The organism is Streptomyces sp. NPDC059917, from assembly GCF_042730635.1.
Classification (GTDB): Bacteria; Actinomycetota; Actinomycetes; order Streptomycetales; family Streptomycetaceae; genus Streptomyces.
The window spans coordinates 45808-67186 of sequence record NZ_JBHWLC010000027.1 but is presented as its reverse complement, the minus strand read 5'-3'; the positions used below and the strand labels follow the sequence as shown (position 1 = coordinate 67186).

General features: G+C 72.9%; 17 protein-coding genes. 8 read left to right on the top strand and 9 right to left on the bottom strand.

Annotation, left to right across the window (positions count from 1 at the left end):
- Window positions 1–23 precede the first annotated feature (23 nt).
- The 3 genes from ACFWAR_RS17995 to ACFWAR_RS17985 are packed head-to-tail and all read left to right on the top strand — an operon-like array spanning window position 24 to window position 5073.
- Window positions 24–1817 carry a carbamoyltransferase gene (locus ACFWAR_RS17995; protein ID WP_385778155.1) on the top strand — a complete coding sequence of 598 codons (1794 nt, stop codon included), beginning with the start codon at window positions 24–26 and terminating at the stop codon, window positions 1815–1817.
- Window positions 1814–3493: a hypothetical protein gene (locus ACFWAR_RS17990; protein ID WP_385778153.1), complete on the top strand. Its 1680-nt coding sequence runs from the start codon at window positions 1814–1816 to the stop codon at window positions 3491–3493. The genes ACFWAR_RS17995 and ACFWAR_RS17990 overlap by 4 nt, the downstream gene beginning before the upstream one ends.
- On the top strand, window positions 3490–5073 hold the full coding sequence (locus ACFWAR_RS17985; RefSeq protein ID WP_385778150.1) for an ATP-binding cassette domain-containing protein: 1584 nt from the start codon (window positions 3490–3492) through the stop codon (window positions 5071–5073). The genes ACFWAR_RS17990 and ACFWAR_RS17985 overlap by 4 nt, the downstream gene beginning before the upstream one ends.
- 72 nt (window positions 5074–5145) lie before the next feature.
- Here the strand turns inward: ACFWAR_RS17985 and rfbB are convergent, their stop codons facing one another.
- The 3 genes from rfbB to ACFWAR_RS17970 form a co-directional block, all read right to left on the bottom strand.
- Window positions 5146–6120: a dTDP-glucose 4,6-dehydratase gene (gene rfbB / locus ACFWAR_RS17980; protein ID WP_385778148.1), complete on the bottom strand. Its 975-nt coding sequence runs from the start codon at window positions 6118–6120 to the stop codon at window positions 5146–5148.
- A gap of 42 nt (window positions 6121–6162) precedes the next feature.
- Entirely contained in the window at window positions 6163–7032 is an 870-nt protein-coding gene (gene rfbA, locus ACFWAR_RS17975; RefSeq protein ID WP_385778145.1) for a glucose-1-phosphate thymidylyltransferase RfbA, read from the bottom strand.
- Between the two features lie 296 nt (window positions 7033–7328).
- Entirely contained in the window at window positions 7329–8264 is a 936-nt protein-coding gene (locus ACFWAR_RS17970; RefSeq protein ID WP_385778142.1) for a LysR substrate-binding domain-containing protein, read from the bottom strand.
- An 83-nt stretch (window positions 8265–8347) separates the two neighbouring features.
- Between ACFWAR_RS17970 and ACFWAR_RS17965 the strand changes: the two genes are divergently transcribed.
- The gene (locus ACFWAR_RS17965) at window positions 8348–9274 is read left to right on the top strand and encodes a DMT family transporter (protein WP_385778140.1); all 927 of its coding nucleotides are present in this window, start codon (window positions 8348–8350) and stop codon (window positions 9272–9274) included.
- A 51-nt stretch (window positions 9275–9325) separates the two neighbouring features.
- Here ACFWAR_RS17965 and ACFWAR_RS17960 read toward each other — a convergent pair whose 3' ends face one another.
- The 4 genes from ACFWAR_RS17960 to ACFWAR_RS17945 all read right to left on the bottom strand — a co-directional run bounded on the left by ACFWAR_RS17960 (window position 9326) and on the right by ACFWAR_RS17945 (window position 16863).
- Window positions 9326–10849 carry an aldehyde dehydrogenase family protein gene (locus tag ACFWAR_RS17960; protein ID WP_385778138.1) on the bottom strand — a complete coding sequence of 508 codons (1524 nt, stop codon included), beginning with the start codon at window positions 10847–10849 and terminating at the stop codon, window positions 9326–9328.
- Window positions 10850–10905: 56 nt separating this feature from the next.
- On the bottom strand, window positions 10906–12342 hold the full coding sequence (locus tag ACFWAR_RS17955) for a GAF domain-containing protein (protein ID WP_385778135.1): 1437 nt from the start codon (window positions 12340–12342) through the stop codon (window positions 10906–10908).
- A gap of 103 nt (window positions 12343–12445) precedes the next feature.
- Window positions 12446–13804, bottom strand: coding sequence for an SWF or SNF family helicase (locus ACFWAR_RS17950; RefSeq protein WP_385778133.1), 1359 nt, complete (start codon window positions 13802–13804; stop codon window positions 12446–12448).
- A complete protein-coding gene (locus tag ACFWAR_RS17945; RefSeq protein ID WP_385778131.1) occupies window positions 13801–16863 on the bottom strand; it encodes a DEAD/DEAH box helicase in 3063 nt (1020 codons plus the stop codon). The genes ACFWAR_RS17950 and ACFWAR_RS17945 overlap by 4 nt, the downstream gene beginning before the upstream one ends.
- A 201-nt stretch (window positions 16864–17064) precedes the next feature.
- Between ACFWAR_RS17945 and ACFWAR_RS17940 the strand changes: the two genes are divergently transcribed.
- Together ACFWAR_RS17940 and ACFWAR_RS17935 are read left to right on the top strand one after the other, a co-directional pair.
- Complete coding sequence (locus ACFWAR_RS17940; RefSeq protein WP_385778129.1) at window positions 17065–17253, top strand: hypothetical protein; 189 nt, start codon at window positions 17065–17067, stop codon at window positions 17251–17253.
- A 25-nt stretch (window positions 17254–17278) separates the two neighbouring features.
- Window positions 17279–17827 carry an MOSC domain-containing protein gene (locus ACFWAR_RS17935; RefSeq protein ID WP_385778126.1) on the top strand — a complete coding sequence of 183 codons (549 nt, stop codon included), beginning with the start codon at window positions 17279–17281 and terminating at the stop codon, window positions 17825–17827.
- A 130-nt stretch (window positions 17828–17957) separates the two neighbouring features.
- On the opposite strand, the gene ACFWAR_RS17930 is transcribed toward ACFWAR_RS17935, so the two are convergent.
- Window positions 17958–18737 carry a hypothetical protein gene (locus ACFWAR_RS17930; RefSeq protein ID WP_385778125.1) on the bottom strand — a complete coding sequence of 260 codons (780 nt, stop codon included), beginning with the start codon at window positions 18735–18737 and terminating at the stop codon, window positions 17958–17960.
- Between the two features lie 135 nt (window positions 18738–18872).
- Here ACFWAR_RS17930 and ACFWAR_RS17925 point away from each other — a divergent pair, with 135 nt between their 5' ends.
- Window positions 18873–19787, top strand: coding sequence for an oxygenase MpaB family protein (locus tag ACFWAR_RS17925; protein ID WP_385778124.1), 915 nt, complete (start codon window positions 18873–18875; stop codon window positions 19785–19787).
- A 52-nt stretch (window positions 19788–19839) separates the two neighbouring features.
- Here the strand turns inward: ACFWAR_RS17925 and ACFWAR_RS17920 are convergent, their stop codons facing one another.
- Entirely contained in the window at window positions 19840–20439 is a 600-nt protein-coding gene (locus ACFWAR_RS17920; protein ID WP_385778122.1) for a class I SAM-dependent methyltransferase, read from the bottom strand.
- Window positions 20440–20599: 160 nt separating this feature from the next.
- On the opposite strand from ACFWAR_RS17920, the gene ACFWAR_RS17915 reads away from it, so the two are divergent.
- The gene (locus ACFWAR_RS17915) at window positions 20600–21376 is read left to right on the top strand and encodes an MHYT domain-containing protein (RefSeq protein WP_385778120.1); all 777 of its coding nucleotides are present in this window, start codon (window positions 20600–20602) and stop codon (window positions 21374–21376) included.
- The last annotated feature ends 3 nt before the right edge of the window (window positions 21377–21379 follow it).

Sequence of the window (21379 nt, the reverse complement as noted above, 5' to 3'; positions counted from 1 at the left end):
CGTGTTCTAGAGGAGACAGCGCAGTGATAGTTCTTGGTTACAACGGTTTCTCCCGCGCCGCCGACATCTTCGGCAAGCTCTACGGCTACACGCAGGACAGCGTCGACCGCCACAGCTTCCTCGGCCACGACGCGGCCGCTTCCCTCTTCATCGACGGCAAGCTGGTCGCCGCCGTCGAGGAAGAGCGCATGAACCGCCAGAAGAAGACCTCCGCCTTCCCGATCAACGCCATGCGCTGGGTCCTCGACCAGGCCGGGCTCGACTTCGCCGACGTCGACTACTACGCCTTCGGCTGGCGGTTCACCCCGGAGTTCGCCGACACCGCCATCTCCACCATCGCCGGTGCGCCGATCCCGCCCGAGTACAAGTTCAAGGCCCTGTCCGACTTCGGCGAGCTCTACACCGGCATGCTCGGCAAGACCGCGATCCTCGAGGACTTCGCCCGCAACACCGGCTTCGAGCTCGCCGAGGACAAGCTCGTCACCGTCGCGCACCACCGGGCACACCTCGCCTGCGGCCGCGCCTTCGCCGGTTTCGACGACGCCGCCTTCATCATCAGCGACGGCCAGGGCGAGTCGGACAGCGCCATCATGGGCGAGGTCCGCGACGGCGAGGTGAAGGTCTTCGAGCAGTTCACGATCGACTCCGCGAACTCGATCGCCCAGCTCTTCGCCGAGATCACGCGCTACCTCGGTTTCACTCCGAACAACGACGAGTACAAGGTCATGGGCCTCGGCGGGTTCGGCGAGCCGCCGGCGCAGGAGGACAACCCGATCCTGAACCACGTCGTCACCTTCGACGGCCCCGGGCGCTACTCCCTGGCCCTCGCCAACGACCCGCGCGGCCCCCGCGCCTACCTCGCCCTCTTCGACGAGATCTTCGGCGGCAACGACGACAACCGGGGCGAGTTCGAGTTCCAGGTCCGGGTCGCGAGCGCCGCCCAGCAGGCCCTCGAAGTGGTCACCGCCCACCAGCTGCGCGCCCTCGCCGACGTCACCGACCTGCGCGACCTCATCTACGAGGGCGGTGTGGCGCTCAACTGCGTCAACAACACCAAGCTCCTGGAGGACCTGCCGTTCGAGCGCGCCGATGTCAGCTTCGGCGCCAGCGACCCGGGCATCTCCATCGGCGCGGCGGCCCACGTCGTCCGCGAGCAGAACGTCCCGCTCGTGCCCGTGAAGACGCCCTACCTCGGCCCCGAGTACACGGCCGAGGAGGCCCTCGCCACCCTGGAGGCCTACACCGACCGCGTCACCTGGGAGGAGCACCCCGACGGCGCGATCGTCGCGAAGACCGCCGAGCTGCTCAGCGGCAAGACCGTCATCGGCTGGTTCCAGGGCCGTACCGAGTACGGCCCGCGCGCGCTCGGCAACCGCTCCATCCTGGCCAACCCGTCCCACGCGGACATGAAGGACATCATCAACACCCGGGTCAAGCACCGCGAGCCGTTCCGCCCGTTCGCCCCCATCGTCCTGGAGGAGAACGCGCCGAAGGTCTTCGAGATGGGCAAGAAGGAGCGCTCGCCGTACATGACCTTCGTGTTCCCGGTGAAGCCCGAGTACACGCAGACCATCGCGGCCGCCACGCACGTCGACGCCACCTCGCGCATCCAGACCGTGACGGACGACAGCAACCCCCGACTGGCCGAGCTGCTGCGCGAGTTCACCGCGCGCACCGACGTGCCGTGCCTGGTCAACACCTCCTTCAACGTCGCGGGCGAGCCGGTCGTCAACTCCCCGAAGGACGCCGTCGAGTGCTTCCTCAGCACCGACATCGACTTCCTGGTCCTCGGCGATTACCTGGTCACCAAGCGATGAGCGCACCCACCGGAACCGTCTGGCGCGCCCGGACGGCACTCGTTCTGGAAGCGGTCGGGGCGGTGGCCACGGTCGGCCCCGTCCTGGCCGTCATCGAGGTGTGCAGGGAACTCCTCGACGGCGACCCCGACGGCGGCCGGATCGGCCGGCTCGTCCTCGTGGTCGCCGCCGCGGCGGTCGCCGGGTTAGCGGCCCAGCTGATGGGCCGTGTCCTGAGCAAGGAGGCGGGGGCCCGTACCCAGGAGGCACTGCTCCGCGCGGTCACCGGCAGGCTGCGCGGCGCCCGCGCGGCCCGGCCGCTGCACGCCGCCTGGAAGGAGCACGGCACCACACTGGGCCGTGACATCGTCTCCACGGGCGTCATGGTGGGCCGGGCGGGATCGGAACTCCTGTCGGCCTGCCTGGTGTTCGCCCTGTCGATCGGCTACCTGTTCTGGGTCGACTGGCTGATGGCCCTCATCACCCTGGCGCCGATCCTGATCGGCTTCGGCGTCTTCGGCTTCATCTCCGCACGGTTCTTCCGCGAGATGGCGAGCGACTACGCGGCGAGCATCAGCGGCATCGACGAGGTGCGCCCCACCGTGGGCCTGCCGGACCGCGTCAACCCGGCCGGCACGCGGGCCCGCACCGCCGCCGCGACCCGGCGCTCCGCCGCCCGACTGGCCGACGTCACGGATCGGTTCAGCGAGTTCTTCCTGGTCCGCATCGGCTCCCTGCTGGGCGGCCGGGCGCTGGCCGAGATCGCCTTCTCACCCCTGACCGTGCTCGTCTTCGTGCTGTTCGGGGGAACCCTGCTGACCCGCTCGCAGTGGCTGGACCCCGCCGACCTGATCCCGTTCCTGCTGGTCGGCGCGGGACTGGCCGCGCCTCTGCTGGCCATCACCTACTTCGTCGAGGAGCTGGGGGAGGGCAAGAAGGCCGCGGCCCGCCTGGGCCGGTTCGCATCCGGCGCCGCGGCCGCCACGGGTACGCCCGACACCGCCGACGGTGCGGCGGCGCAGGCCGAGCCGGTCCCGGGCCCCGCCCTGGAGCTGCCCGAGCGCGGGGTGCTGACCGTCGTCGCCACCACCGACGCGGGCGCGGACTCGGTCATCGACCGGCTGCTCGCCGACACCCCCGCGGAGCGGCTCGCCGCGGTGGAGGTCGACCCGGCCGTGGTGATCGGCCCCATAGGCGCGTACCTCACCGCCGACCGTACGGACACCGACGCCGCGGCGGCCGAACGCGCCGCGCGCACCGCCGGCTGTCACGACACGATCGCCGCGCTGCCCCGGGGCTACGCGGCGATCGCGGGCGCCGAGGCGCCGCAGTCGTACCCCGAGCTCCAGCGGCTCGCGCTCGCCCGGCTGCTCGCCGCGGACCACGAGGTGGTCCTGCTCGACGAACGGGCCTTCCCCGGCTCCCCGGACACCGTCCGGGCGGCGGTCGCCGACCTGCGCGACCGGGCGACCGTCGTGGTCGTCGCCACCGGGCCGCCCGCGGTCGTCGACGGCGCGCTCGTGGTGACCGAAGCCGGGAAGGTGGTGGCATCGGGCAGCTACGACGAGCTGACCGGTCCCGGCAGCCCGTACGCCGGGTTGCTCGCCCCCGTCGGGGGACCGCGCCGTGCTGCGGACCCCGTGGCCCCGTCCACCGGGTCCGCAGGGTCCCCCGCGCTCCAGGAGGTGCCCCGATGAGGGCCGTGCTCGCTCGCTTCTTGCAGGTCTCGGGGAGACGGGGACTGACGTCGCTGTGCCTGTTCCTGCTCCTGGGCGCCGTCGTCCAGGGCGTCGCCTTCACCTTCGTGGTGCCCATCACGGAGGCCCTGCTCACCCCCGGTGCGGCGGCGCCCTGGGGCTGGATCGCCGCCCTCGCGGTCGTCGGCCTGGTGTACGCGGTGCTCCACTACCGCAGCGTGCCCCTCGGCAACGAGCTGGGCGCCGCACTGGTGACCATCCTGCACAGGGAGGTCGCCGAGCACACGGCGAAACTGCCCAACCGCGCGCTCGGAGTGAGCCGCTCCGACCGGCTGGCCGCGCTCGACGGCACCGCGGTCGTGGTCCTGATGGGACTTCCCGCCCATGTCATGCGGCCGCTGGTGGCCGCGGCCGCCACACCACTGACCGTGATCGTCATCAGCGCCTTCGTCAACCTGAAGATCGCTCTGACGCTGGCGGCGGGGCTGCTCGCGCTGGCCCTGTGCTCCCTGCTCGCGGCCCGGCTGCTGTCCCGCAAGGAGGAGCCCGACGGGGCGGAGTGGCTCCGCAGGAGTTACGAGCAGCAGGGTGCGGGCCGCTCGGGCGGCTTCCTGGCGACCGCCACCGGCGAGGTCCTGCTGTGGCGGGCGGTCGAGCTCGCCGCGTGCGCCGCCGTCGGCGTCTGCGCGGCGGCCGTCTCCGGCGACGGACTCTCGGGAACCAGGGGCGTCGCGCTGATCGTGCTGTCGGTACTCACCTACCGGCCCATGATGGAAGCCGTCCTGCTGACCAGCACCGTCATGAACGCACGTGAAGTGATGTCCACCATCGGCAAGTTGCTGGACACCGGCGGGACCGGCCCGCAGGAGGTCCGGCCGGGAGCCGACTGGCCCGACAGCACGGACCTCGTCTTCGACGGCGTCAGCCTGCGGGTCGAGGGGGCGACCGTACTCGACACGGTCTCGTTCGAGATCCCGGGCGGTACGACCACGGCGCTCGTCGGAACCCCCGACGGCACCCGGCTGCTGCTCGGCGACCTGCTGACCGGCGACGTCACGCCGACGTCCGGCCAGGTGCGGATCGGCGGGGTCGACGTGAGCGCCCTCGCCCCGTCCGTAGTCGACCGGCACATCGCCCGGGTCGACCCGCAGGACCCGGGGCACACGCGGGAGGAGGCCATCCGGCTGCTCGACTCCTTCCCCGACCGGCTGGCGGACCGGCCCGGCGTACCGGACGGCCTGAACCGGCTGCGCGCCGCTGTGGCCGCGCGGGACACCGCTTCCGAGCCGCCGAGCGAGCCGTCCACCGAGCCGTCCATCGAGCCGCTCTCCGCGGCGGACCGCTGGCGGTTGGCGCTGTTGCGCGCCCTGGCCGGCGATCCCTCCCTGGTGGTGGTGGACGCGACGGCCGGTACGGACCCGTTCGACGCCGACCCCCAGCTGGCCGCGCTGTTCACCGGGCTCTCCCAGGACCGCACGTGCTGGCTCCTGACGGGCACCGGCGGCGAACTCCCGTCGTGCGACCGGCTGGTGGAGGTGCAGGGCTCCCGAGCCACCGCACGCGTCGCCGTGTCGGGTTGAAACGGGAGAGGGGGCCGGGTCACCGCCTGCACGGCGGTGACCCGGCCCCCTCTTCGTGGAGGCGGGGCGGGACTACGCGGCGCCCTGCCAGAGGCCGTGGTGGCGGCGGTACCAGTCGACCGTCGCCGCGAGGCCCTCGTCGAAGTCCACCGCGGGCCGGTAGCCCAGGGTGTCGGAGATCTTGGAGATGTCCATCGCGTACCGCCGGTCGTGACCCTTGCGGTCGGCCACCCGTTCCACCATCGAGGCGTCCGCGCCGACCAGTTCGAGCAACCGCTCGGTCAGCGCGCGGTTGGTCAGTTCCGTTCCGCCACCGACGTTGTAGATTTCCCCGGACTTTCCGCCCGCGGCCACCAGTGCGATGCCCCGGCAGTGGTCGTGGACATGCAGCCAGTCACGAATGTTCTCGCCGTCGCCGTAGAGCGGCACTTTCTGTCCGGCCAGCAGACGGGAAACGAACAGCGGAATAATCTTTTCCGGGTACTGGTACGGGCCGTAGGTGTTGGATCCCCGAGTGAGGCACACCGGTAGCCCGTGGGTGCGGTGAAAAGCGAGCACCATGAGGTCGGCGGACGCCTTCGACGCGGCGTAGGGGGAATTCGGGGCGAGCGGATTCTCTTCCGTCCACGGCTCTTCGTCGGCGCCCAGGGAGCCGTACACCTCGTCGGTCGACACGTGGACGAATTTGCCCACCCCGGTGTCCGATGCGGCGGTCAGCAGTGCCTGCGTACCCAGCACGTTGGTCCGTACGAATTCCTCGGCCCCGGATATGGAACGGTCGACGTGGGACTCGGCGGCGAAGTGCACGACGAGATCCATGCCCCGCATCGATTGCGTCATCAGGCGCGTGTCGCAGATATCGCCTTCGACGAATCGAAAGCGGGGGCTCGCGGACACCGGTGCGAGATTTTCTCGTCTGCCCGCGTAGGTCAGTTTGTCGACCACGGTCACCTCGGATCCGGCCAGTTCCGGGTAATCGTTCTGCACGGTCTGCCGGACGAAGTGCGAGCCGATGAACCCGGCACCCCCGGTGACAAGTATGCGCATGGGCCACCTCTTCATGTGGAGTCGGTTGGGGAGGGGGAGACATCAGTGGTGCTGAGAAATCTCCATCAGGTACTTCCCGTAATCCGTCTTCGCCAGCTGACTGCCGAGTTCGTGGCACGCCGCGGCGTCGATGAAGCCCATGCGGAAGGCGATCTCCTCCAGACACGCGATCCGCACGCCCTGGCGCTGCTCCAGCGTCTGGACGAACTGCGAGGCCTGGAGCAGCGAGTCGTGGGTACCGGTGTCCAACCAGGCGAAACCGCGCCCGAGGTTGACCATCCTGGCCCTGCCCTGCTCCAGGTAGACGCGGTTCACATCGGTGATCTCCAACTCGCCGCGCGGCGAGGGGCGGACGTTCTTGGCCACGTCCACCACGTCGTTGTCGTACACGTACAGACCCGTGATGGCCAGGTCGGACTTGGGTGCGATCGGCTTCTCCTGGAGGGAGATCAAGCGCCCGTCGGCATCGACCTCGCCGATGCCGTAGCGCTCGGGGTCGCCGACCGAATAGCCGAACAGCACGCAGCCGTCGAGATTCTCCATCTCCGCCTGGAGCAGTCTGCCGAATCCGGGGCCGTGGTAGATGTTGTCGCCCAATACGAGCGTCACCGGATCCGAGCCGATGAAATCGGCTCCGATGATGAAGGCCTCGGCAATTCCGTTCGGCTCCGCCTGCTCGGCGTACTCGATATTTATTCCGAGCTGGCTGCCGTCTCCCAGGAGTTCCTGGAAGGCGGGTAAGTACTGGGGGGAGGAAATGATCAGGATGTCTCGGATCTTCCCCAGCATCAGCACCGAGAGCGGGTAGTAGATCAACGGCTTGTTGTACACCGGAAGCATTTGCTTCGAGACGGCGTGGGTTAATGGATATAACCGGGTGCCGGCGCCTCCGGCCAGAACTATGCCCTTCATGCGACCACATTTCCGTAAGTTGCTGGAATAATGGGGTAGGGAAAGTCGGCTCAGTCCGCGTTGGGCGCTGCCGCTAACGAAGTCTCTCGAGGTGGCGTAATGTGCTCAGAGCGACTTGATCTTTCCGTTGCTTGAATGCGAGCGTAGAGTTCCGGCTCGTCGCTGTCAACGTGACCTTGGACTCTCTCGCGGCGCCCGCGCGATTTCTCTTCGCCCCGTTCATGCCTAAGTATTCGGCAGGGTGGCGACGTTCGCGGTAAGGCCGTTGTATATCGGCCAGTGGCCTGAAAAGCGCCCTATTCCCGGCCTCGCGCCATGTGCTCGGTGATGAGCGAGGTCACGGCTGCGAGGGGAGGCCAGGACCATTGGCCGGAGCGCACCAGGAGCGAGGTGCGGCGGGTACCGGCCAGGGGGTCGAGGGGCCGGAAGGCGACATCGGTACGGTCCCGCTCGATTCCCGACTCGGCGAGCAGGGCCACTCCGAGGCCCGCCCCGACGAGGCTGTTCACCAGGTGCAGGCTGTCCATGCGATGCGCGATGCGCGGCGCGAAACCGGCGATCGCGCACACCCGCTGGACGAGTTCGTCGTCATCGGTGCCGCGCGAATTGGCGATCCATCCCGCTCCGGCGAAGTCCCGCAGTTCGGTCAGCGCGACGGGCCGCCCGGCGTCCGCGTGACGGGCGGGGACCGCGAGGAAGAGCGGCTGCTCCTCCACCTGCCGGACGCTGAGCTCCGGTGGGACCGTACGCGGCACCAGGCTGTAGTGGTAGACCACGCCGAGGTCGATGGCGCCCGAGCGCACGAGAGCGATGGTGTGGTCCGGCTCGTGCTCGTAGGTCTCGACCTCGATCCGCGGATACGCCGTCCCCAGCCGCGCGAGCATGGGCAGCACCACCGGCTCGACCGCGGTGAAGAAGCTCGCGAGCCGCACGCGCCCCGCCGGCTCGGCCCCGCCGCTCAGCTCCGCCCGCGCCTCCTCCACCGCGGCGAGGATGGCGACCGCGTGCTCCGCCAGCCGTTCGCCCGCGGGCGTCAGCCGGACCCGCCGTCCCACCGGCCTCAGCAGCTGTGCGCCGACCTCCGTCTCCAGCACGGCCAGGTGCTTGGAGACGGCCGAGGTCCCGTACCCCGTGGCCGTGGCCACCGCGGCCATGGTGCCCAGGCGGCCCAGCTCCACGAGCAGCCGAAGTCGGCCGAGATCCGGAAGCGGGCGCACGTCCTGGGGTGCCATACGGCGATCATCCGCCAATGGTGGCCATTGGCGCCACTATTAGCCCGTGGACAGCAGGGAACGGCTCCCGCTCCAATGGCGGGATGAACGCCTCCGCCGCCCCCGTCGTGGCACCTCACCCGGTCGCCGCCACCCCCGGCCCGACGCCGCCCGCCGCCGACCGGCCGCGCGGTCTGCCCGGGGCGGTGCTCCTCCTCGTCGCCATGGCGGTGCTGCACACCGGCGGCGCCCTGGCGACCGAGCTGTTCGACTCCCTCGGCCCGGCCGGTACGACCTGGCTGCGCCTTTCCTTCGCCGCCGTGTTCCTGCTCGCCTTCACCGGCCGGTCCCTGTGGCGCGTGGTGCGCGCGGCCTCCCGGGCCGACCTGCTCGTCACCGTGGCCCTGGGAGCGGTCAGCGCGGGCATGATGCTGCTGTTCTCGGAGTCCGCCGCCCGGCTGCCACTGGGTACGGCGACGGCGCTGGAGTTCCTCGGACCGCTGGCCGTGGCCGTCGCCGGGTCCCGGCGCCCCAGGGAGCTGGCGTGGCTGGCGCTGGCGGCGGCCGGTGTCCTGCTCCTCACCTCGCCCTGGACCGGCGCGACCGACTCCGCGGGAGTCCTCTTCGGGCTGGGGTCGGCCGTCTGCTGGGCGCTGTACGTCATCGGCACCGCGCACGTCGGCAGCAGGTTCTCGGCGCAGCACGGTCTCGCCCTCTCCCTCACGGTGGCCGCGGTCGTCGCCGCGCCGTTCGGGGCGCCGGGGGCGGTCGTGAACCTCGACTGGAAGGTGGCCGCCGCGGCGGCGGGCATCGCCGTACTGATGCCGCTGGTCCCCTTCCTGCTGGAGATGAAGGCGCTCCAGCGCATGACCAAGACCACCTACGGCACCCTTGCCGGACTGGAGCCCGCAGTGAGCCTGCTGGCCGGGGTGCTCCTCATCGCCCAGACCCCGACCGTCGTCCAGGCGGCGGGCACCGTACTCGTCGTCACGGCGGGCATCGGAGCCGCACGCCGACAAACACCCCGCTGACGACCTCCGCCCACCGCCCGCGGCACACCCGCGCCCCGCTCCGCCGGACCCCTAGAAGAACCCGAGCTTCTTCGGCGAGTAGCTCACCAGCAGGTTCTTCGTCTGCTGGTAGTGGTCCAGCATCATCTTGTGGGTCTCGCGGCCCACGCCCGACTGCTTGTAGCCGCCGAAGGCCGCGTGGGCGGGGTACGCGTGGTAGGAGTTCTGCCAGACGCGGCCCGCCTGGATCGCCCGGCCCGCGCGGTAGGCGGTGTTCACGTCGCGCGTCCACACGCCAGCGCCCAGGCCGTACGGGGTGTCGTTGGCGATCCGGATGGCGTCCTCGAAGTCCTGGAAGGAGGTCACCGAGACCACCGGGCCGAAGATCTCCTCCTGGAAGACCCGCATGCGGTTGTCGCCCTCGAAGATCGTCGGCTGTACGTAGTACCCGCCGGCCAGCTCCCCTCCCGGTTCGATGCGCCGACCGCCCGTCAGGATCTTGGCGCCCTCCTGCTGCCCGATCTCCAGGTAGGCCAGGACCTTCTTGAGCTGCTCCTCCGAGGCCTGGGCGCCGATCATCGTGTCGGTGTCCAACGGGTGCCCGGGGACGATCAGTTCGGTGCGGGCGATGGCCGCGTCCAGGAAGTCCCCGTAGCGGCCGCGTTCGATGAGGGCGCGCGACGGGCAGGTGCACACCTCGCCCTGGTTGAGGGCGAACATCGCGAAGCCCTCCAGCGCCTTGTCGCGCAGCTCGTCGTCGACGGTCCAGATGTCGTCGAAGAAGATGTTCGGGCTCTTGCCGCCCAGCTCCAGCGAGACCGGCTTCAGGTTCTCGGCCGCGTACCGCATGATCAGACGGCCCGTGGAGGTCTCGCCGGTGAAGGCGATCTTCGCCACGCGCGGGCTGGAGGCGAGCGGTTTGCCGGCCTCCTCGCCGAAGCCGTTCACGATGTTGACCACGCCCGGCGGCAGCAGGTCCGCGACCAGGCTCAGCCAGTAGTGCACCGAGGCCGGGGTCTGCTCCGCGGGCTTGAGGACCACCGTGTTCCCCGCCGCCAGCGCCGGAGCCAGCTTCCACACCGCCATCAGGATCGGGAAGTTCCACGGGATGATCTGGGCGACCACGCCGAGCGGCTCGTGGAAGTGGTAGGCCACCGTGTCGTCGTCGAGTTCGCTGAGCGTGCCCTCCTGGGCCCGTACCGCACCCGCGAAGTACCGGAAGTGGTCGATGGCCAGCGGGATGTCCGCCGCCAGGGTCTCGCGCACCGGCTTGCCGTTCTCCCAGGTCTCCGCGACCGCCAGCGCCTGGAGGTTCTGCTCCATCCGGTCCGCGATGCGCAGCAGGACCAGGGAGCGGTCGGCGGGGGAGGTGCGGCCCCAGGCGGGCGCCGCCGCGTGCGCCGCGTCCAGCGCCCGCTCCACGTCGGCCGCCGTACCGCGCGCGACCTCGGTGAAGGGCTGCCCGTTGACCGGGGACGGGTTGGCGAAGTACTGGCCGAGCACCGGCCCGACGTACTCGCCGCCGATGAAGTGGTCGTAGCGGGACGCGTACGACATGAGCGCCCCCTCGGTACCGGGCGCAGCGTAGCGAGCCATGGACGTCCTCCCCTTCGCCGGGCGCCGTGCCGGACCGGACGGCGCTCGGGAGGAGGCTAGGAGCGCACAGGTTGCGGATACGTTGCGCCCGCGCCGGTGCCCGCGCCCGTGCGCGACGGCGGGCGGTCCGCGCGTACGCCGCCCAGCTCGGCGTCGAGCGCGCGCACCCGGGCCAGCGCCACCGGGCGCCCCTCCCGCGGCAGCGCCGCGGCCAGCGCCCGCCACACCGCCGGATCGTCCTCGCCCCACGGGCTGCACACCCAGTCGGCCAGCAGTCCCGCATCCGCGCGGGCGATCACCGCCGCCCGCGCCTGGTCCTCGATCCGGCGCCGCAGCCGAACGATGCCGGGCGCCCGCGAGCCGGGCAGCAGGGGGCCCGGGTACCCGCCGAGCGCGGCGGACACGGCTCCCGCCGCCAGCAGCCGGATCGCGGTGGTGAAGTCCGCCTCCATCGGCGCGGCCGTCCGGTACGGGCGCGAGAGCAGGGCGCGCGGACCCAGGAGGGAGCGCAGCCGCGACATCTCGGCGCGCAGGGTCACCGGCGCGACCCGCTCGTCCTCGTACAGGGCGATCGACAGCTCCTCGCCTGACAGCCCCTCGGGGTGATGGGCCAGCAGCGCCACGATCTCGCTGTGCCGGTGGCCCAGGCGCACCGCGCGCCCACCGGTCACCAGCAGCGCCTCGTCCCGCCCCAGCGCGGCCAACGAGTCCGCGGCGCCCCCGCCCCCGGCCCCGTACGCCGGAGCCGGGGGCATCGCGGGATACGCGGTGCCCGCCGCCAGGGGCACCGCGCCGGCCACCCCCGCCGCTCCCGCCGTATTCCCCGCGTCCCCCGGATCGAGCAGGGCGAGCTGTGCCTCCGCGGCCCGGGCCACCGCCTGTACGAACGCCAGCGAATGCGGATGCGCGAGCCCGTCGCCGCCCGTGATGTCCACCGCGCCCAACAGCCGCCCGGTCCGCGGATGCCGCACCGGCGCCGCCGCACACGTCCAGGGGTGCACGTGCCTGCTGAAGTGCTCCGCCCCGAACACCTGCACCGGCTCGCCGACGGCCACCGCCGTCCCCGGGGCGTTCGTCCCCATCGCCGACTCCGACCAGCGCGCACCGGGTACGAACCCCAGCCCGCGCGCCCGGTCCAAGGTCGCGCTCTCGCCCTCGACCCACAGCAGCGTCCCCCGGGCGTCGCACACCGCCAACAGGTGCGCCCCGTGCGCCGCGAACGCCCCCACCAGCTCGCGGAACACCGGCATCACCCGGGCCAGCGGATGCACCTCCCGGTACGCGCGCAGCTCCGGCTCCGCCAGCTCGACCCGGGCCGTGCACTCCGGGCTGACCCGGGCCCGCGCGCAGCGCCGCCAGGACTTCGCGATCACCGCCCGCACCGGCGCCTCGACCCGTCCGTCCACCGTGAACGCCTCGTGCGCGCGCCGCAGTTCCCGCCCCCGCTCGACCGGATCGGCCCCGCCCGGCAACGCGACCGAAGGATCGCCCATGTGTCAGCCTCCCGGGATGCGGCGGTACCTGGCGCCCCATCGTCGTACCGGCCCCCACCCCCGGCAAGCCGTACGTCGGCCAGTCCACGGGGCCGCGGCCGGTTCAGGAATCCGCGGCGGCGTCCCCGGGATCGGGCCCGGCCAGTGCGGACGCGGGGTCGCGGGCCGGTGGGCCCGCGGGCAGCCAGCGGCCGGCCTCCTTGCGGTACGGCCACCACAACCCCTCGCGTCCCCACCGCAATTGGCGATCGGGATGGGCGGTCGGGGTCCAGCGGGCCCGGACCCGCCGGAGCACCGGCGCTTCCTCGTCGGGCCAGGCCGCGGCCAGCGCGGCCCTGGCCCGCCCGAGAGCCGCCCGGTCCGGGGCCCAGTCCTCCTCCAGTGCCGCGAGCGCCGGGGCCCCGCCGAAGCCCCAGGCCCGCACAGCGAGGTCCAGGGCCGCCCGGTCGCGCCCCGAAGCCGCCGCCAGGCGGGCCCGCACCCGTACCGGCGCCCCCTCCGACGCCGCCAGTCGCACCGCGTCCTGGTCGAGGGTGAGCGTCGCGGGTGCGGGAGCGCCCCCGGCGGTCGGGGCCAGGGCCCGGGCCAGCATCCGGTGCGCCTCGGCGGCCGTCGCCTGCGCGAGGAACTCCACCGCGTCCAGGTCGAGTTCGGGCTCCTCCTCGCCCTCCGACTGGGGCGGCTGGCCGGGCGCCGCCGGCAGCCGCGGAAGCGGCGGCAGCGGTGCGACGGCCCCGCGCGCGGCGAACACCCGCGCCGCGGGCCCGCCCGTGACCGCGCACCCGTCCTCCGCACCCGGACCGGCGGCCGCCGCCGCGCTGCGCTGTTCCAGGGCGTCCAGCACGGCGCGCTCGCCCCGCCCGCGCAGCAGCAGGAGCACGAAGGGGTCCTGGTCGAGCAGCCGCGCCACCTGGTAGGCGAGCGCCGCGGTGTGCGGGCAGTGGTCCCACTCGCCGCAGTCGCAGTCGGGGTCCAGGTCGCCGATCCCCGGGAGCAGCGCGACCCCGGCGGCCGCGGCGTCCTCGGCCAGCTCGGGCGGCACCTCCCGCTCCAGCAGCGCCGCGATGTGCCCCGACTCGGCGGCCGCCAGGTCCAGTACGCGCCCCCAGTCCGCCTCCCCGAACTCCTGGAGCAGCACGTCCGTACGGTGCGCCGTGCCGTCGCGGTCCCGGACCACCGCGGTCAGTCGCCCCGGGCGCACCGACACCGCGCCGACCGCTCCGGACCTGGCCAACCGGCGCCCCCGGCGCAGCTGTTCGCCGTCGAGGGCGCTGTCCTCCAGGGCGCGCAGCCAGGCCCGGCCCCACCAGGTCCCGGCGAAGCCGCGCCCGGTCCCCGCGGGCGGCAGGGCGGGGAACGTCACTTCGTACCCGTGGGAGGAGTCCTCGTCGTACGCGGGGTCCTCGCCGTAGCCGGCGCTCTCGTCGTGCTCGTCGTACTCGTCGTGCTCGTGGGTGCTCACGCGCGCCCCTCCCGCTCGGTGGTGGCGCCCTCGTCCGGGCCGCGCAGCGCCACCAGGGCCGCCAGCTCGGCATCGCTCAGCTCGGTGAGGGCGGTCTCGCCCGCTCCCAGTACGGAGTCCGCCAAAGCCTTCTTGCGGGACAGGAGTTGGGCGATGCGGTCCTCGACGGTGCCCTCGGCGATGATCCGGTGGACCTGGACGGGCTGGGTCTGGCCGATGCGGTAGGCGCGGTCGGTGGCCTGTTCCTCGACGGCGGGGTTCCACCAGCGGTCGTAGTGGACGACGTGTCCGGCGCGGGTGAGGTTGAGGCCGGTGCCCGCGGCCTTGAGGGAGAGCAGGAACACCGGGACCTCGCCGTCCTGGAAGCGGTCCACGAGCTCCTCGCGGCGGGCCACCGGGGTCCCGCCGTGCAGCAGTTGGGCCGGGATCCCGCGGGCCGCCAGGTGCCGCTCCAGGATCCGGGCCATGGCCACGTACTGGGTGAAGACCAGCACCGAACCGCCCTCGGACACGATCGTGTCCAACAACTCGTCCAGCAGCTCCAACTTCCCGGACCGTCCGCCGCCCTCCTTGAGGTACTGGGCCGGGTGGTTGCAGATCTGCTTGAGCGAGGTGAGCAGCTTGACCACCAACCCGCGCCGCTCCATCGCGTCCGCCGCCGCGATCGCGGCGAGGGTCTCGCGCACGACCGCCTCGTAGAGCCCCGCCTGTTCCGCGCTCAGCGCGACCGCGTGGTCGGTCTCCGTCTTGGGCGGCAGCTCCGGGGCGATCCCGGGATCCGATTTCCGCCGCCGCAGCAGGAACGGCCGTACCAGGCGGGCCAGTCGGTCGGCGGCCAGCGGATCGCGGCCCGACTCGACGTCCTCGCCGAAGCGCGCGCGGAAGGTGCCGAGCCGCCCCAGCAGGCCGGGCGTGGTCCAGTCGAGCACGGCCCACAGGTCGGTGAGGTTGTTCTCCACCGGTGTTCCGGTGAGCGCCACCCGGGCCGGAGCGCCGATCGTGCGCAGCGCCTTCGCCGTCGCCGAGTGCGGGTTCTTGACGTGCTGCGCCTCGTCGGCCACCACCATCCCCCAGCCGGCGGCGGCGAGTTCGGGAGCGGCGGCCCGCATGGTGGCGTAGGTGGTGAGGACGAAGGCGCCGCCGGAGAGGCCCTCCAGACTGCGCCGGGCGCCGTGGAAGCGGTGCACGGGCGTCCCCGGGGCGAACCGTTCGATCTCGCGCTGCCAGTTGCCCAGCAGCGAGGCCGGGCAGACGACCAGGGTCGCCCCGGCCGTCCCCGGGTCCCGCTGCCGGTGCAGGTGCAGGGCGATGAGGGTGACGGTCTTGCCGAGGCCCATGTCGTCGGCCAGGCAGCCGCCGAGACCGAGCTCGGTCATCCGGACCAGCCAACGCAGCCCGCGCAGCTGGTAGTCGCGCAGGGTCGCCCGCAACTCCGGCGGAGCGACGACGGGTCGGGCGCCGCGGGAGTCGGGAGAGCCCGGCTCCTCCGGATCGGCGGAGAGCAGCGCGCGCAGCCGCTCCAGCGGGCCGGTCGCGGTGACGTCGACCCGCCGCCCGTCCAGTTCCGTCGATCCGGTGAGTACGGCGACCAGCGCGTCCAGCGGCGCGACGGCGCGCTCCTGCCGGGCGCGGGCCCGGGCCCGGCGCGCCTCGGCCGGGTCGATCAGGACCCATTGGTCCCGCAGCCGGACCAGCGGCCGCTTCGCTTCGGCGAGCCGGTCCAGCTCCTCGGCGGTGAGGTCGCCGTGGCCGCCGAGCGAGTGCCGCCAGGACAGGGAGAGCGGGGCGGCCGCGGAGAGCGGTCCGGTGAGCGCGGCGCCGGAGCCGGAGGCGATGACCGCACGCGGGCCCAGGGTCCGGGCGAGTCCGCGCGGCCAGTGCACCTCGACCCCGTCGGCCGCCAGCGCGATGGCCGCGGGACCGAGCAGCTCGGCGACCTCCTCGTCGGCGAGCGACACGGCGTCCGGCACGGCCGCGGTGAGCAGCGGGGTCAGCGGGGGCCAGGTCCTGGCCGCGCGGCGCAGCGCCCGGAGCGCGTCCCGCCGGGCGCGGGGAGGGAACCCGGTAGCCGCCGGGCCCGCGCCCGACCAGACGTCGGCGGCGTCCGCCACGAGCGCGGCGCCACCGAGACCATGCATCTGGAGGACGGCCCGACAGCCGGGCCCGGCACCGGGCGCGCCATCGAGATCGCGGGTGGGGTCGCCGACGGGACCGATCGGGCGGTCGGGCGAAGCGGTCAGCTCGACGCGGAGGGAGATCCGTACGGCCGCGTCGTGCGCGGCGGCGAGCTCGTCGGCCCAGGGGCGCAGCTCGGGGTGCCGCTCCGCGGCGGGTGCGGCGTAGGCCGGTCCGGCCGTCGCGGCCGCGGCGGCGGGGGACCGGGGGAGGGTGTCGGCGACCGCGTCGAGGAAGGAGCGCAGCAGCGGTTCGGGCGCGGGCAGAAGCAGCGGTCCGGTGGTGGTCAGGGGCACGCTGCGGGCCTCGGGCGGCATCGCGGCGGCCAACTCCCCGACCAGGTCGTGGCCTCCCTGGTCGAGCGGGCCGATCCGCCAGGCGTCGTACCCGGCGGCGGTCAGTCCGGGCAGGAGCAGCCCGTCGGCCAGGAAGCGCAGGGCGAGCAGCCCGGCGGCGCCCCAGAAGGCGGCCGCGGCGGAGGCGGCCGCCGCGGAGGGGGTCGTTCGGGGGACGGTCGTTCCGGGGGTGGCGACAGCGAGACGGGCCCGGACGAGGAGGGGCAGGGCGTCGGCCACCGGCAGCACGAGCGCGGTGACCGTGACGGCCGCCGGTCGCGGACCGTCGTCGTCGACGACGACGCTGAGGGTTTCGAGGGGCCAGGGGGCCCCGGGGGATCCCAGGGGCGCGGGAGAGCCCGGAGACGCGGCAGGCCCGGGAGGTGCCGGAGCCCCAAGTGGTCCAGGGGATCCGATTGGCCGGATGGCGTCGGCCAGCTCTCCGTCCCGGCTCCAGAAGGCGATCCTGCCGTGGCGGGCGGGATCGGCGGGACCGGCGGGAAGGAAGACGGCTGAACAGCGGATGAGGACGGAAATATCGGGCTGCACGCGTTCCTCAAACTTGACTACCGGGTTCAAGGTCGCCGAGAGTACCCCAGCCGTCACGCGGAGAACCCGCTGTCCGGTCGTGACCCGGATCACGTCGCCAGGAGTGCGGGGTGGCCGGGAACGAGCGGTCGGGAACGAGTGGTAGAGCGGTCGCGTTACAGAGGGAGAAGCAGTCGGAGCACGCGAGGAGAGGGGTCCCCGATGTCGACGAGTGGCAAGGTCGCCGCGGTCGGAGTGGCGGCAGCGATCGTCCTGTTCTTCACGGTCGGGTTCTGGGTGGGTCTGCTGGTCCTGATCGGGGTACCGGCCGCCGCCTACCTGATGCTCGATCCCTCCCAGCGGCGACGGCTGCGCGGCGTGTCGAAGAACAGAAGGCAAATAGGGCGCTGACGGCGTCCGAGGGGGGAAGTTCCAGATGAGCACCGGCCAGGTCACGGCGGTCAACAGCAATGACGTGTACTCGTTCACCAAGCCCACGCGGGAGAGCATCACGCTCCTGGCGGGTCTCGGCGTCGAGGGGGACGTGCACGCGGGCGTCACCGTCAAGCACCGCTCCCGGGTCGCCCAGGACCCGACGCAGCCCAACCTCCGACAGGTCCACCTGATCCACCGCGAGCTCTTCGACGAGGTCGCGAGGGAGGGCTTCGAGGTCGCACCGGGTCAGCTCGGGGAGAACGTGACCACCGAGGGCATAGACCTGCTCGCCCTGCCGACCGGCGCGCTGCTGCGCTTCGGCGAGGAAGCGGTCGTCGAGGTCACGGGACTGCGCAATCCGTGCCTCCAGATCGACGCGTTCCAGCAGGGCCTGCTCAAGCAGGTGGTGGGCCGGGACGAGACGACGGGTCGGGTGGTGCGCAAGGCGGGCATCATGGGTGTGGTCCGCGAGGGCGGCACGATCCGCCCGGGCGACGCCATCAGCGTCACCCTGCCGCCTCGGCCGCACGTCGCGCTCGAACGGGTCTGACGCGCGGGGCGCGCAGGCCCGCCCCAGCGCCCGCGCCCGCGCCGATCGGCTCCCGCGCCGATCGGCTCCCGCGCCGACCGGCTCCCGTGCGCCGACCCGTTCCCGCGTCCGCCCGCGCCCGTACGTCCGCTCACACCGGCCGGACCGCGACCCCGTCCAGCGCCGCCAGCAGCCCGGGCAGGTCCGCTTCGCCGTCCCGGGGCACCGGGATGACCTCGCTCGGCCCCTCGTCCAGCAGGACGAAGGCGATGTCGTCGGTGCGGGCCACCAGCGACCACCCGGGCCCGTCCACCCGCAGGGTCCTGGCACCCTCGCCGGCGAAGGCGGACCGCACCCGCCCCGGCGGCGGCGGTGCGGTGGTGTAGGCCCGTGCCTCCTCCAGCACCCGGGCCAGCCCCGGGTGCTCGACGGGCTGACCGCCGCCGTCGGAGTCGAACCGCTCGCGCCACTCGGCCCACTGGCGGGCGATCTGGTCCGCGCCCATCCGCCGCTGGACCGGCCCCCAGCTCTCGGCCGAGGGCGGAGCCAGCGGCACCCGCCCCGTGCCGTCCGCGCCCTGCTCGGGGTCGTGTGGCTCGGGGATGCCGGGTGCGGCGACGGACAGGGCCAAGGGCCAGCCCGCCAGGGAGACCACGATGCTGCGCTCGTCCGGCGAGAGGTCGTACTCCATCCCGCAGTCCCAGGAGGCGATGGCCGTCGCCACGAGGGCGACGTCGTCGACGACCACCGTCCAGCGGGCGCCGTCCTCGTCCTGGCCGAGCACCAGCCCGTACCCGTCCCCGGCGGCGGGCACGCCCAGCAGGGAGCAGGCCTCCGGGTAGTCGTCTCCCAGGATGCTCGGGAACTGGGCCGGGGTCAGCAGTACGGCGGACAGCACGTACAGCGAACCGTCGCCCTCCTCGTCGGACACGTACCCTCCTGGTGGCTCATCTGTCGGCGCACCCTAACCAGCGAGTAACCCGCTCGTCGAGACCGGGAGTGCACCGATTTCCAAGGCAGCTGCCCGCACGTAGAGTTGGGGGCCCGCCACAGAAAGGGATGCCCGGTGCAGCGTTACGACCGGCTGAAGGAGATCCTCAGGCTCGATCCGGAGCGGGATTTCCTGGCCATCTACCGACTCACCGCCACCTACGAGTTCCCCTGGGACTTCGCCAGAGCGCTGGAACTGGCCCTCCAGCGGACGTACGCCGTCCCCAGCATCGGCGGGCTGCTCGCCGGGACCGGCGAGTTCACCGGCCGCGCCCAGAAGCGCTACGACGACACCGCGCTGCTCCTCGACGCGGTGCTGGAGCACGGTTTCGACAGCGACACCGGGCGCGCCGCGATCCGGCGCGTGAACCAGATGCACGGCGGCTACACCATCTCCAACGAGGACATGCGCTACGTCCTGTGCACCTTCGTGGTGATTCCGAAGCGCTGGCTGGACGTCTACGGCTGGCGCTCGCTGACCCACCACGAGCAGCGGGCGTGCGCGCGGTACTACACCACCCTCGGGCAGCACCTGGGCATCAAGGACGTCCCGGACTCCTTCGAGGAGTTCGAAGCCACGCTGAACGCCTACGAGGCGGCCCACTTCGGCTGGCACGAGGGCGGCCGCGAGGTCGCCGACGCCACCTTCGACCTGATGGCCTCCTGGTACCCGGCCCCGCTCGCCCCGCTGGTGCGCGGCGCCGGCCGGGCCCTCCTCGACGAGCCGCTGCTGCGCGCGTTGCGGTACGAGCCGCCGCACCCCCGCGTGCGCGGACTGGTCCAGGGCGCGCTGCGGCTGCGCGGGCGTGCGGTCCGCCTGCTGCCGCCCCGCGCGCAGCCGCACTACGCCCGGCAGAACCCCGAGATCAAGGGGTACCCCGAGGGCTACGACGTGGGGGAGCTGGGCACCTTCCCGAGGTCCGGTGCCGGCGGCTGCCCGGTTCCGCATCCCCGCCGACCCCAGGGCGCCGACGCGCCGCCCCCCGCCTGAGGGGTGCCCGCCCGGGTGGGGCCCGGGTGGTGCCCTGGGGATGAGGGCGACCTCAGGGGCGGCGGACCGCCACGGCCAGGAAGCGGGCGTCCTCATCGGCGTACGAGAGCAGGTCCCACCCGGAACCGGCGAGCAGCGGGCCGAGGTTGTGCTCGGCCCGCATGTCCCCGGGGGTGAGCTCCCGGCCCTGGCGGGTGGCCAGGGCCAGCCGCCCGATCGGGTGGAACAGGGCGAGGCGCCCGCCGGGGCGCACCACGCGCGCGAGTTCGCGCAGGTTGGCCCCGGGGTCGGGCAGGTGGGCGATCAGCCCGGACGCGAAGACCGCGTCGAGTCCGCCGTCGCGCAGCGGTAGCCGCGCCACGTCCGCGAGCAGCAGCGCGCCCGCCGCCGCCCGCCCCGCCCGCACCGCCGCGTCGAGCATCTGCGGGGTGAGGTCGGCGCCGAGCACCGTCCCCGAGGGGCCGACGGCGGAGCGCAGTTCGGGCAGGGCCCGCCCCGTCCCGCAGCCCGCGTCGAGCACCCGGTCCCCGGGGCGCAGGTCGAATTCGGCCACGGCGGCGGCGAAGGCGGGGCCGTCCCCGGGGAACTTCCGGTCCCAGTCGGCCGCTCGCGCCCCGAAGAACTCCTGTACGTGCGTGTGGTCTTCGCTCATGCGCCCATGATCCCCCACCTGCCGTTGCGTGCGGACAGTGCGCAGGATGACACCCGGTGTGATCGAAGATGAACGCCTGTCTGTCATATTCCAGCAGTTCCAGCGTCTTTCGAAATGCTCCCCCTGTTCGTGGGCTCACCCGGACTAGCGTCCCGTGGCCATGGGACACCTCGACCACGCGGCCTACGGTTGGCTGACACCCGTACTGTCGTATGTGATGGCATGCATCGGCTCGGCCCTCGGGCTGCGCTGCACCGTCCAGGCGCTCGCCGCCACCGGACGCTCCCGCCGCAACTGGCTCCTCACCGCGGCGTCCGCGATCGCCACCGGCATCTGGACGATGCACTTCGTCGCGATGCTCGGCTTCGGCGTCACGGGCACCGAGATCCACTTCAACGTGCCGCTGACCCTGCTCAGCCTGGTCGGCGCCCTCCTGGTCGTCGGGGCCGGGGTGTTCGCCGTCGGATACGGCCGGGACCGCGGCCGCGCGCTCGTGCTCGGCGGCCTCACCACCGGCCTGGGCGTCGCGAGCATGCACTACCTCGGCATGGCGGCGCTGCGCATGCACGGACGCGTCTCGTACGACCCCCTGGTCGTCGGCCTCTCCGTCGCGATCGCGGTCGTCGCGGCCACCGCGGCGCTCTGGGCGGCGGTCAACATCAAGTCCCCGGTGGCCGTGGCCGTCGCCTCGCTGGTGATGGGGGCCGCCGTCAGCAGCATGCACTACACCGGGATGCTCGCCGTCTCCGTCCAGGTCACCCCCTCGGACGCGCCCCTGTCGGGGGCCCCGCTGATGCAGTTCGTCTTCCCCCTCGCCGTCGGCCTCGGCTCGTACCTGTTCATCACCTCGGCGTTCGTCGCCCTCTCCCCGACCGCCGACGAGCGCGCCGCATCGGCCTCCGCGCAGAGCCTGGGCGCCCACGTCGCCGCCCACTGATCC